Genomic DNA, 12,328 nt, shown 5'->3' with positions numbered 1-12,328 from the left:
TCCCTGGCCCAGGACGGCTAACCCGGCGTCCTGCCGGGTTACCCACGGATTCAAGCCTGCGTTCGGCCAGCGTGTTTAACGGGGCGCCTAAGATCAAAATCAAAAGCACGGCGGCCTAGTAGCCGACCGGTATCTAAATGTCGGCCCGGATCAACTGTGGGAGCTGGCTTGCCTGCGATGCAAACACCTCGGTACATCAGGCACACCCAATCGATGCCATCGCAGGCAAGCCAGCTCCCACAGTGGGGCTCCGCGTTCTGCCTGATTTTTTTGCGTCATCGTTGACGACCATCGCCGGCAAGCCGGCTCCTACAGGGGAATGCGGTCGGCAAACGCTACCGGTCGGCTCTAAGGCCGCCGCGTCTGATTTTGATCTTAGGCGGCCCCCCAAATACCTGTCGGATTACGGGCACACCGAGCCTAGGCGAGGTGCCGAGTGTTGGGGCAAGAGCCCTTTGGTTACTTTGGGGCTCTTTTCCAAAGTGACCCGCCGTAACGGCGGAACCATAAGCCGCCGTTACCCAAATAACGGATATGTACTCACCCCCAGCCAACCCCTTGTCGCCAAAAAACCGCCACTACATTCCCCGGTTTTATTGGGTGCACTTAACCCAAGTCCCAGCTAATCTGCTCAAACCAAATATCCAATTCAAATGGATGTTTTTTTGACGCCAGGTCAGCAGTCGCCAGGGAGGCCTATGACAAAGGGACGTAGTGGCAGAGTCAAGCGAACGCTGCCAGAGGGCACTGCAATGAGGTGGCGCCACACGTTCCAAACCCGCATTGCCGGGGTGCTGGCGCTGTTGCTGCTGGTAGTGGTTGCGGCCACTTACTTCGCAGTCAAGGCCGCCACCGGCCGCGCCGTCGAGAACCAGGCCCAAGTCCAATTGAAAACCGGCAGCCAGGTGTTCGAACGCCTGCTGGACCTGCGCGGCCGTCGCCTGCAATACGGGCTCGATTGGCTTACCGTCGATGGGCCTTTCAAACAAGCCGTGGCCGAGGGCAAGACCGTGCCGATTCTCGCGGCGCTGCGTCGGCATGGCACCGGTATCCGCTCCAGCGAAGTGTTCGTGTTGGGCCTCGACGGCAAAGTGGTGGTCAGCACCTTGCCGATGCTCACACGCGGCGATGCGTTCCCCTATGAAGACGCGTTGCGCAAGGCGCGGCGCAGTGGCCTGCAAATGTTGATCGTGGCCATGGATGGCCGCCCGTACTTGCTGGTGCAGGACGAAGTGCTCGACCCGATGCCCATCGCCCGGGTGATCATGGGCTTTCCCATGGACAAGCTGTTCGCCAGCGAACTGCGCTCCATGAGCAACCTGGAAGTGTCGTTCCTCAGTGTGCAGGACGGTCGTCCCGGCCCGTTGTTCAGTACCCAGCCTGATGCTTACCAGGCCACCATCATCAGCACTTTGCGCGATGCGCACCTGTACCCCGAGCCGCAGATCAACCTGTTTTACGGGCAGCGCGTGCTCAGCCAGGTGCTGCCCCTGGCCAACACTGGCGATGGCGACGAAGTGCGGGTGCTGCTGCAAAGTCCGCTGGACCACGCGCTGGAGTCCTTTGCGCCGCTGGACCGGCAATTCCTGGGCATAGCGCTGGCGGTGCTGTTGGTGTCCTTGGCCGGGGCACTGTTTTTGGCGCGGCGTGTCTCGCGCCCGCTCAACGCCTTGGTGGACGCGGCCGAGCGCATTGGCGCCGGTGACTACCGCACGCCGGTGCGGGTGCGCAGCCATGATGAATTCGGCCTGCTCGCCCGGGCCTTCAACGCTATGCAAAGTGGTATCGCCGTGCGCGAGCGGCAATTGGCGCACAACGCCCTGCATGACCCGCTGACCGGCTTGCCGAACCGCGCCCTGGCCATGGAGCGCCTGGGCAGTGCGATCAGCGCGGGCCGCCCGGTGGTGTTGCTGTACCTGGGCATTGAAAACTACCGCGTGATCAACGAAGGCTTCGGCCCCCAGGGCGTGGAAGAGATGTTGCGCGAGGCCAGCCGTTGTCTGTCCATGAGCCTGTTGGCCAGTGACACCGCCGCGCGCATTGCCGGCAGCGAGTTTTTGCTGCTGCTGGAAAACACCGAGATCGACCGCGCCGTGGCCCGCGCCGACCGCCTTTACGGGTTGCTCACCGAGCCCCAGCGCATCGGCAATGATGAGTTGCGCCATGAAGTGAGCATTGGCATCGCCGCGTACCCAGCCGATGGTCGGCAGGTGGAAGAGTTGATCAGCCGCGCCGCCATCGCCCGGCATGATGCGGCGACCTTGCCCGGCTATTTGCAGATTTATCAACAAGACCGCGACCTCGCGCACCAGCGCCAGATCACCTTGATTCGTGACCTGCGCCGCGCCGCCCTCGAGGGTGAGCTCTACCTGTGCTACCAGCCCAAGCTCGATTTGAAGCACGGCCATGTGCGCCAGGCCGAAGCCCTGCTGCGCTGGCAACACCCCACGCTGGGCCTGGTGTCGCCCGCCGAATTCATCCCCCTGGCCGAACGCACCGGCAGCATGCGCAGCCTGACCCAGTGGGTGATCGAAGAAGCCATCCGGCAGATCGCCGAGTGGGGGCAGCGAGGCATGCATATCCAGCTGTCGGTGAATATCTCGGTGGATGACCTGGCCGACGATGACCTGGCGATTCGTGTCACTGCGCTGCTCATGCAGTACGGCGTCATGGCCCAGCAACTGATTTTCGAGATCACCGAAAGCGCCATCATGCATAACCCGCAACAGGCCCTCAGCGTGCTTGAGCAACTGCGTGGTTGCGGCATCAGCTTGTCGGTGGATGACTTCGGCACCGGCTACTCATCCCTCGCACAATTGCAGCGTCTGCCGGTGCAGGAGTTGAAGATCGATCAGTCCTTTGTGCGCAACCTCGACAGCACCACCGGCGACGGGGTGATCGTGCGTTCCACCATCGAAATGAGCCACAACCTGGGACTCAAGGTGGTGGCCGAAGGCGTCGAGTTCGAACCCAGCCTGAAGCTGCTCAAACAGTGGAAGTGCGACACCGCCCAGGGTTACCTGATCAGCCGGCCATTGAATGCCATGGCGTTCGAAATGTGGATGCGCCGCGAACGGGTACCCATCTAGAAAATCGTTTCATCCTCCCGCAATAGCCATCTCAAAACGCCCGATGCGCTGCTTCGGGCGTTTTTCGTGGTGGTGGCCTGTTTGAGGTGCAAATAGAGCGTAAGCGCTTCATTGTGTTACTTGCGGTTGCACTGAAATAATTTGGTTTATTTTTGATAATTTCTATAACTGTTTGAAAATTATAAATTTATTATAAATAAACAAAAGTTAATCTTACTTGGCTCACCCTTTGCACAACACGCCGATGACGGAACACGCTTATTAAAACAGCGTGTACGCCATATAGTTGTGCCGCAAGAACGCAGGACGCTCGCAGGCGGTACATCCCTTATCCATAACCCTTTCATGCCAAGGGTAGGCGCTCTGCTGCCCACCTTTAAGGCGCTCTATCGCCCGGAGAAAACCGCTATGTCACGAGTTGAATGGCCTGTGCGCCTGATGTTGCTGGTGAGTGCCACTGTGTTTTGCACTGCGTTGCTGGCGGCGGACGACAACCCGTCGCCCAAGCCGTTCGGGCACCTGAGTTGGGCCAGTGACGACGGGGCCAGGGCCCTGGATTTTGGCGGCTCGATTCGGCTCAACCATCGCTACGAAGACTGGAAAACCAGCAGCAATGACCCGGCGCGCTTGCTGTTCGACATTGCCCGCTTCGAGGTCAAGGGCAAGTGGGACCAGTTTTACCTGGACGGCGGCTACACCTTCCAGGACCGCAACCGGCGTTCCATCGAGCACGCCCTGGTGGGCTACAAATTCCAGGACGGCGATGACGTGCAACTGGGCATCGTCTACAAGCCGTTTGGCATTTACCCCTACCCGGAAAACGGCTGGACCTTTCATATCCCGTACTTCCTGGGCTATGCCGACAGCGCGGCGCCGGGCCTGAAATACAGTCACCCGCTGGGCGACTGGAACCTGCAGGCGGCCTTCTTTCCACGGATGATTCCGGCCGACCGGCGCTACACCCCGGAAGTCGGCACCTACAGCGACCTCAAGGACAACGCACTGGCCAGCCTGCACGGGCAGGACAATGAAAAGCGCAACCAGCTCGACCTGCGCCTGGCGCGGTCGTGGGGCAGCGATGGCTGGAAGAATGAATTCGGCGTGTCGCTGGCTGGCTCCCAAGTCTACAACGGCACCACCGACCGCAACGGGACCTACTGGGCTGCAGCCGCTCACACCACCTTGAGCAAGGGGCCCTGGAGCGCCCAGTTGATGGGGATCCGCTACCAGTACAACCTGCAGAACCCCGACGGCGTGAGCGACGCCAGTGTGTTGATGGGCGCCAACGCCGCAAGCCCGGCCTACCTGGTGGCGGCCAAGGGCGATGTCGGGTTGCTGAACATCGGCTACACCGTGGACACGCCGCAGCTGGGCAAGGTCAAGAGCGTCAAGTTCTACAACGACTACAGCGTGCTGCACAAAGACCAGGCGCAATGGAACAGCTCGCAGATGGATACCCTGGGTGTGAAGCTGATGGCGGGGCCGATCATCACCTGGCTGGACCTCACCTGGGGCAAGAACGCCAACCCCTACGGCGGCGCGGAAAACGGCACCGGCTGGACCTCGACGACATCATCGGGCAGCAATGAGTGGTACTTCCGCACCAACGTGAATATCGGCTATTACTTCTAACCCCTCCTACAAAGTCCCGATGTCGACTACAGCTTTTTTGAGCCGGGTCGATAACCTCTACAGCGCCTGACCGATTGCATAGGTTTTTGCCGACCAACGGTCAGGTTTCGCTGTGAATTCAATGATGGCAATTGGCCTTATTTGCGGCATCATCTGCGCCGTGACGCCCGTTGTCCCGTTTCCGTGCCAAGGCAGGCCGCCCTTTCTCCTTATTTCGCGCGGACCTTGCATGGCCAGGATTTTCCAGCAGTTTTCCCTTGGGGCCGTGTTGCTCTCGGTACAGATCGTGGCCGTTGCGGCGACGCTTGAGGTCTCTGTCCGCCAAGCCGATGGCACGCCGATCAACGATGCAGTGGTGACCCTGCAAGGCCCGGTGGGCGCAGCGGCCGGTGCACTCAAGGCCGACATGGACCAACGCGGCCAGCAGTTCGCGCCCCACGTGCTGGCGGTGCACACCGGCACGCAGATTCGCTTCCCCAACAGCGACAACATCCGCCATCAGGTCTACTCGTTTTCCACCGCCAAGCGCTTTGAGCTGCGCCTGTATGAAGGCACGCCCGCTGACCCGTTGCTGTTCGATAAACCCGGTGTGGTGGTGCTCGGCTGCAACATCCACGACTGGATGCTCGGTTACGTCTACGTCACCGACGACCCACGCTTCGGTGTGAGCGATGCCGCTGGTCACGTGAGCCTCGACGGGCTGCCGGCGGGGGCATACCACGTCACGCTGTGGCACCCGCAACTGGCCGATATGCAGCCCCTCGATGGCGGCACGCTGAATGTGCTGGCTACCGGCCTGCGCCACGAGGTGCGGCTGGCCCTCGAACCGCGTCCGTCCGATCTGCCGAGCGCGCCCGCGCCAACGGCGTTTGGCGATGCCTTCAATCGAGCCGCCCGTGAAACTGCGCAGTAGCTTCCAGGCGCGGGTCGCCAGTGTCCTGATCCTGCTGTTGCTGGTGGTGATCGGGGCGCTGTACTTCAGCGTGAAAGCGGCGACGAGTTCTGCGGTGCGCGGCCAGGCCATGGCTCAGTTGGAGGTAGGCTCGCGGGTGTTCGAACGCTTGCTGGAGGTGCGCGGCCGCCGCCTGGCCGATGGCGTGCAACTGCTGGCGGCGGATTTCGGTTTCCGCGATGCCGTGGCCAGCGGTGATTCGGCGACCATGCGCTCGGTGCTGCTCAACCATGGCAAGCGTATCAATGCCAGCGACATGATCCTGCTCGGCATGGACGGCAAAGTCCTCGCCAGCACCCTCGACGAAGTGCCCGAAGGCTCGGCCTTCCGCTACGACCAGGCATTGCGCGAGGCGCGGCGTAATCGCCAGGCCATGCTGATGGTGCCGTTGCAGGGCAAGCCGCATCTGCTGGTGGAAGCGCCGGTGCTGGCGCCGCTGCCGATTGCGCGGGTGGTGATGGGCTTCAGCATGGACAGTGCGTTTGCCCAGGAACTGCGTTCGCTGAGCAACCTGGAAGTGTCGTTCCTGACCATCGATCGACAGCAGCCGGGTCAACTGGTCAGCACTCAGCCCCAGGGCTTGCAGGGCAGCATCGTCAACCTGATGTTGGGGGATGCCACGCGGCGCGGCGTGGCCACCACCGAACACCTGGAGCACAGCTTTCTCAGCCAGTCGCTGGTGCTGGCCAGCGATGACGACGGCCAGGTATTGGCCTTGTTGCAGAGCCCGCTGGATGCGGCAATGCAGGCCTTTGTACCACTGGATGAAAAGATTCTCGGCATTGCCCTGGTCGCACTGATCGCCTCGCTGATCGGCGCCTTGTTGTTGGCGCGGGGTGTGTCGCGCCCGGTGCAGGCCTTGGCCCTTGCGGCCGAGCGTATCGGCCAGGGCGACTACCAGACGCCGGTGAACCTCGAGCGCAGCGACGAGTTGGGGCGCCTGGCCCTGGCGGTTAATTCGATGCAAAGCGGGATCGCCGAGCGCGAACAGCAATTGGCCCACAACGCCTTGCATGATCGCCTCACCGGCTTGCCCAACCGCGCGTTGGCCATGGAGCGCCTGGGCAGCGCGATTTCCACGCAGCGACCGATGGCGTTGATTTACCTGGGCATCGACAACCTGCGGGCAGCCAGCGAAGCGGCGGGACCTGACGCGGTGGACCAGCTGTTGTTGGATGTCAGCCGACGTCTGCAAGCCATACTGCGCCCCGGCGATACCTTGGCGCACTTGATTGCCGATGAGTTTTTGTTGTTGCTGGAAGGGGCGGGCAGCGAGGAAGCGGTGGGCATGGCCGACAAGCTGCAACAGTTGCTGCTGCGGCCCCAGCGCATCAACGGCCATGACTTGGCACTGGATTGCCGCCTGGGTATCGCGGCCTATCCGGCCGATGGCGAAAGTGCGCCTACCTTGCTGGAGCGGGCGGCGATTGCAATGAAAGACGCCGCCCAGATGCCCGGCCGCCTGCAGATCTACGAGCAGGGCCGCGACCTGGCGCACCGGCGCCAGATCACCCTGATTCGCGACCTGCGTCATGCGCCCAACCAGGGGCAGTTGCTGCTGCATTACCAGCCCAAGCTCGACATTCGCCAGGGCCACGTGCGCCAGGCCGAAGCGTTGTTGCGTTGGCAGCATCCACAGTTCGGCATGGTTTCGCCGGCCGAATTCATCCCCCTGGCCGAACGCTCGGGCAGCATTCAATTGCTGACCCAATGGGTGATCGAAGAGGGCATTCGCCAACTGTGCGAATGGAACCGCCGTGGGCTGTACTTGCAACTGTCGTTGAATATCTCGGCGGATGATTTGCTCGGTGATGAGCTGGCTCATCGCGTCTCGGGGTTGTTGCGCCGCTACGGCCTGCCGGCCGAGCAACTGCTGTTCGAGATCACCGAAAGTGCGGTGATGCGCGAGCCGGAAAAGGCCCTGAAAGTCCTGCACCTGCTGCGCGATTGCGGCATCAGTCTGTCGGTGGATGACTTCGGCACCGGCTACTCGTCGCTGGCGCACCTCAAGCGCCTGCCGGTGCAAGAGTTGAAGATCGACCAATCCTTTGTGCGCAACCTTGATGAAACCAGTGAGGACGCGGTGATCGTGCGTTCCACCATCGAGATGAGCCATAACCTGGGCCTTAAAGTGGTGGCCGAGGGCGTCGAGTACGCCCATAGCTTGCGTCTGCTGGAGCGTTGGCAGTGCGACACGGCCCAGGGGTATCTGATCAGCCGGCCATTGAGTGCCGATGCTTTTGAAGCCTGGGTGGCGTTGCCGCTCAGTGCGCAAACCTCCCTGGTTCATTGAGTGGCATGACGGTGCGATTTTCTCTTCTGATCGGTTGCCTGGGTGCACTGGCCTTGCAAACAGCCTGGGCCGACAACGGCCGTTTGATCGCCACCGGTGGCGCCAGCAGCATTGAAGGCGCGGCGGGTGGTGGGATCACGCCGTGGGCGGTGCTCACCGGTTACGGCGAAAAGAACGAGTGGGGCGCCACTGCGTTTGCTACCACCGTCAACCTGCCGGACTATCGGCTGGATGTGGCCGGGTTGGCGCTGGCTTATGACAACCGTGTCGAAGTGTCTTTTGCGCGCCAGCGCTTTGACCTGGGCACCTTGGTGCACGCGCTCAACTTGCCTGAAGACCACCTGGGTCAGGACGTGCTCGGCCTCAAGGTGCGCCTGTTTGGCGATGTGATTTATGACGAGCTGCCGCAGGTTTCGTTGGGCCTGGAATACAAGCACCAGACCAATTTCGATATCCCAAGCCTGGTGGGCGCCAAGCGCGACAGCGACGTCGATGGCTACCTGGCCGCCAGCCGCTTGTTCATGGGCGCGGCCTTTGGCTACAACGTGCTGGTCAATGGCAGCCTGCGCTACAGCCGCGCCAATGAAACCGGCCTGCTCGGGTTTGGTGGCGACCGGCGCGACAGTCGCAGCCTGCTCAAGGAGGGCTCGGTGGCGCTGCTGTTCAACCCGCGCTGGGCACTCGGCGTGGAGTATCGCCAGAAGCCGGACAACCTGTCGTTTGCCGATGAAAGTGATTGGGCGGATGTGTTTGTCGGCTACTTCCCCAACAAGCATGTGTCGTTTGTGCTGGCGTATGCACGCCTGGAGGAGATCGCCACGCTGGATAACCAGAACGGCACCTACCTGTCTGTGCAGGGGAGTTTTTGATGCGCTTTTTACCCGCGCTGTTTGTGCTGCTGCTCAGTGCTTGTGCGCAACAGCCACCGAAGGATGACAGCCTTTATCGCGACCTCGGCGCCATGCCCGGCATTACCCGGATTGTCGAAGGCATGTTGCTCAACATCGCCCGTGATGAGCGCATCGTCGAGCGCTTTCGGCGCATCGACATCCAGCGCCTTCGCAACAAGCTGATCGAGCAATTCTGCGTCGAGGCGGGCGGGCCGTGCACCTATACCGGCGACAGCATGGCCGAGAGTCACAAGGGGCAGCATGTGAGCCGCAGTGATTTCAATGCGTTGGTCGAAGACCTGATCAAGGCGATGGACAGCGAAGGGATTTCGGTGCCCGTGCAGAACCGCCTCATTGCACGCCTGGCCCCGATGCGCGGCGACGTGATCGACCACTGATCCCACATGATGCTCAACTGTGGGAACTGGCTTGTGTGGGAGCTGGCTTGCCTGCGATAGCGTTGTGTCAGTAATTGCATCTGTATCTGATACACCGCAATCGCCGGCAAGCCGGCTCCTACAGACCGTGGTGTGAGTGATCGATTGTTGGTCCCCCGCAGATTCTGTAGGAGCCGGCTTGCCGGCGATTTTTGGCATGAAAAAAGGCGGCTACCTTCATCAGGTAGCCGCCTTTGTGTTACCGCCAGCGAAGCTTAATCCGGCAGTTTGAACGCCATCACGTAGTCACCCTGCTTGGTGCCCAGGGAGCCGTGACCGCCGGCCATGACCAGCACGTATTGCTTGCCGTCCTTGCCGGTGTAGGTCATCGGGGTGGTTTGTGCGCCTGCAGGCAGGCGGCCTTCCCACAGTTGCTTGCCGTTTTTCACGTCATAGGCACGCAGGTACTGGTCCAGGGTGCCGCTGAGGAACGCCACGCCACCGGCGGTGGTGAACGTACCGCCCAGGCTAGGCACGCCCATGGTCAGCGGGATCGGAACCGGCGAGCTGTCACGCACGGTGCCGTTCTTGTGCATCCAGATGGTTTTGTGAGTGGTCAGGTCGACCGCCGCCACATAACCCCAGGCCGGTGCCTGGCACGGCAGGCCCATCGGCGACAGCAGCGCTTCGAGGATCACACCATACGGCGCGCCTTTGTTCGGCTGCACGCCTTCGGTTTCGCTGACGCGAGGACCTTGCTTGGCGATGTCGGCGGCCGGGATCAGTTTCGATTTGAACGCCATGTAGCTCGGGTTCACGAATGCGATCTGGCGAACCGGGTCGACGGAAATACCGCCCCAGTCGAACACGCCGAAGTTACCTGGGTAAACGATCGAACCTTGCAGCGACGGCGGTGTGAACGGGCCGTCGTAGCGCATCGACTTGAAGTCGATTCGGCAGATCAGTTGGTCGAACGGGGTCACACCCCACATGTCGCGTTCCTTCAGGGGCGGCGGCATGAAATTCAGGTCGGACTTCGGTTGGGTCGGGGAGGTGTGATCGCCGGCCACTGCGCCTTGCGGTACAGGGATTTCGTTGATCGGCACCACCGGTTGGCCGTTGGTACGGTCCAGCACGTAGATGCTGCCTTGCTTGGTCGACGCCATGACTGCTTGCTTGACGCCGTCAGCGGTCTTGATGTCGATCAGGGTTGGCTGGCCGCCCACGTCCATGTCCCACAGGTCGTGGTGGGTGAACTGGAAGGTCCATTTCACATGACCGGTGTCGATGTCCAGGGCGGTGAGGCCGGCGCTGTACTTCTCGGAGTCCGGGGTACGGTCGCCACCGTATTGGTCGGGCATCTGGTTGCCCATCGGCAGGTACAGCGTGCCGAGTTTTTCATCCACGGCGAACATGGACCACATGTTCGGCGAGTTGCGGGTGTAGGTCTTGCCCTCGGCCAACGGGGTGGTGTCGTCCGGGTTGCCACTGTCCCAGTTCCACACCAGCTTGCCGGTGTGCACGTCGAACGCGCGGATCACGCCGCTTGGCTCGTCGGTGGAAACGTTGTCGGTCACGTGGCCGCCGATCACCACCAGGTTCTTGGTCACGGCCGGTGGCGACGTGGAGTAGTAACCGCCTGGGGCGAAGCTGCCAATGTTGGCACGCAGGTCGACCTGGCCTTTGTCACCAAAGTCTTCGCACATCTTGCCGGTGTCGGCGTCCAGGGCGATCAAACGGGTGTCGGCTGTCGGCACGAAGATGCGTTTCGGGCACACGGCGCTGACAGGCGTGGTGCTTGCCGAACCGGTAGGGCTCTGCTCGGAGGCGTAGGCCGCGTCATCGTGATACGACACGCCACGGCAGGTCATGTGCGCCCAACCTTTGAAGTTCTGTGCACCCTGGGTGGTGATCTTCGGGTCGAAACGCCAGATTTCCTTGCCGGTGTCCGGGTCCAGGGCAATCACTTGGCTGTGCGGGGTGCACACGTAGAGCATGCCGTTGACTTTCAGCGGAGTGTTTTCCGCCGTGGTCTCGCCCGGGTCGTTAGGGCCCGGGATGTCGCCGGTGCGGTAGGTCCAGGCTGGCACCAGCTTGCCGACGTTTTGCGGGGTGATCTGCGCCAGTGGCGAGTAACGATCACCATGGGCCGAACGGCCGTAGGAGTTCCAGTCGCCATCGGCCTGGGTCGGTGCCGCGCTGGCCATGCCAGGCACAGCGTCGCGGTCCAGTTGGCCGGTCTTGACCATTTCACCCGGGTTGGTGAATTGGCTGGCCAGGGCGGTCGCACCGGCCAATACCACGGCGATGCTCAGCGCGCCGGTGCCCAGTGGCGCAGCTTGGGTGCGCAGCAACGGACGGCGGAACCACGGCAGCAGCATGACGATGCCCAAGGCGAACAGCAGGGCCAGGCGCGGCACCAACTGCCACCAGTCCAGGCCGACTTCCCACAGTGCCCACACGGTGCTGGCGAACAGCACCAGCGCGTACAAGCCCAGCGCAGCGCGGTGGGTGGCCAGCAGCAAAAGGCCGGTGAGGGCGATGCCGAGACCGGCCAGCAGGTAGTAAAGCGACCCGCCGAGCATGCTCAGCTTGACACCGCCCGCCAGCAAGGCCAGGCCCATGATCAGCAGCAAGACGCCTAGCAGCCTGGGCAGCAGGCGACTTGGGCTCGAGGCACCATCAGTGCTCATAGTGTGTTTCTCCGTGACGTTGGAATTATGTAACCCCGTGCTTCACTGTAGATGACGATTCGGCGCGGGCTTGGTTCAGCGTTAATTCGGTTTTTCTGGGGACAGCGGGGGTTATCCACAGGCGGGCGATTTATCCCCAGGCGCAGCGGGGTGTAAGACAGCGCTGTCTTTACGAGTAGGAATAATCGGCAAGATGGGGTCGACCGGGAGATGAAACGTTTCAGTTTGTTGCGGGCAAGGATAAAGGGAGAGGGCCCGCAGAGAAAGGGCTAATCGCAAGATGCATCATTTCAGATTTGGTAACAGTGACAGAACGTCGCTGCAAAAGACGCCACAAAACCTGTAGGAGCGGGGGGGGGGGGGGGGGGGGGGGGGGGGGGGGGGGGGGGGGGGGGGGGGGGG

Annotated in this window: 8 protein-coding genes; 6 read left to right on the top strand and 2 right to left on the bottom strand. The window is 61.9% G+C overall.

Features of this window, described 5'->3' with window-relative positions; translation table 11 throughout:
- The first annotated feature begins 752 nt into the window (after window positions 1-752).
- Window positions 753-3,089, top strand: a complete 2,337-nt coding sequence (locus tag AC07SU_RS17765) for a putative bifunctional diguanylate cyclase/phosphodiesterase (protein WP_494997762.1) — start codon at window positions 753-755, stop codon at window positions 3,087-3,089.
- A gap of 408 nt (window positions 3,090-3,497) precedes the next feature.
- Window positions 3,498-4,721 carry a putative porin gene (locus AC07SU_RS17760; protein WP_494997761.1) on the top strand — a complete coding sequence of 408 codons (1,224 nt, stop codon included), beginning with the start codon at window positions 3,498-3,500 and terminating at the stop codon, window positions 4,719-4,721.
- 57 nt (window positions 4,722-4,778) lie between these two features.
- On the opposite strand, the gene AC07SU_RS17755 is transcribed toward AC07SU_RS17760, so the two are convergent.
- Entirely contained in the window at window positions 4,779-4,952 is a 174-nt protein-coding gene (locus AC07SU_RS17755) for a hypothetical protein (protein WP_494997760.1), read from the bottom strand.
- Between AC07SU_RS17755 and AC07SU_RS17750 the strand changes: the two genes are divergently transcribed.
- Genes AC07SU_RS17750 through AC07SU_RS17735 form a run of 4 tightly spaced genes read left to right on the top strand, consistent with a single transcriptional unit; the run spans window position 4,951 to window position 9,254 of the window.
- The gene (locus tag AC07SU_RS17750; RefSeq protein ID WP_494997759.1) at window positions 4,951-5,634 is read left to right on the top strand and encodes a methylamine utilization protein; all 684 of its coding nucleotides are present in this window, start codon (window positions 4,951-4,953) and stop codon (window positions 5,632-5,634) included. The two genes, AC07SU_RS17755 and AC07SU_RS17750, sit on opposite strands and share 2 nt — an antisense overlap.
- Window positions 5,618-7,966 (top strand): putative bifunctional diguanylate cyclase/phosphodiesterase, encoded by a 2,349-nt coding sequence (locus AC07SU_RS17745; RefSeq protein WP_494997758.1) that lies wholly within the window; start codon window positions 5,618-5,620, stop codon window positions 7,964-7,966. The genes AC07SU_RS17750 and AC07SU_RS17745 overlap by 17 nt, the downstream gene beginning before the upstream one ends.
- A gap of 5 nt (window positions 7,967-7,971) precedes the next feature.
- A complete protein-coding gene (locus tag AC07SU_RS17740) occupies window positions 7,972-8,835 on the top strand; it encodes a DUF3034 family protein (protein WP_494997757.1) in 864 nt (287 codons plus the stop codon).
- Window positions 8,835-9,254, top strand: a complete 420-nt coding sequence (locus AC07SU_RS17735) for a group I truncated hemoglobin (protein WP_494997756.1) — start codon at window positions 8,835-8,837, stop codon at window positions 9,252-9,254. The genes AC07SU_RS17740 and AC07SU_RS17735 overlap by 1 nt, the downstream gene beginning before the upstream one ends.
- A 254-nt stretch (window positions 9,255-9,508) precedes the next feature.
- Here the strand turns inward: AC07SU_RS17735 and AC07SU_RS17730 are convergent, their stop codons facing one another.
- Window positions 9,509-11,926, bottom strand: coding sequence for a glucose/quinate/shikimate family membrane-bound PQQ-dependent dehydrogenase (locus AC07SU_RS17730; protein WP_494997755.1), 2,418 nt, complete (start codon window positions 11,924-11,926; stop codon window positions 9,509-9,511).
- Between the last annotated feature and the right edge of the window lie 402 nt (window positions 11,927-12,328).

The sequence above is a fragment of the Pseudomonas sp. GW821-FHT05H12 genome, assembly GCF_059419385.1.
The sequence above is the reverse complement of the archived record's forward strand: the minus strand, read 5'-3'. Positions and strand labels throughout refer to the sequence as shown.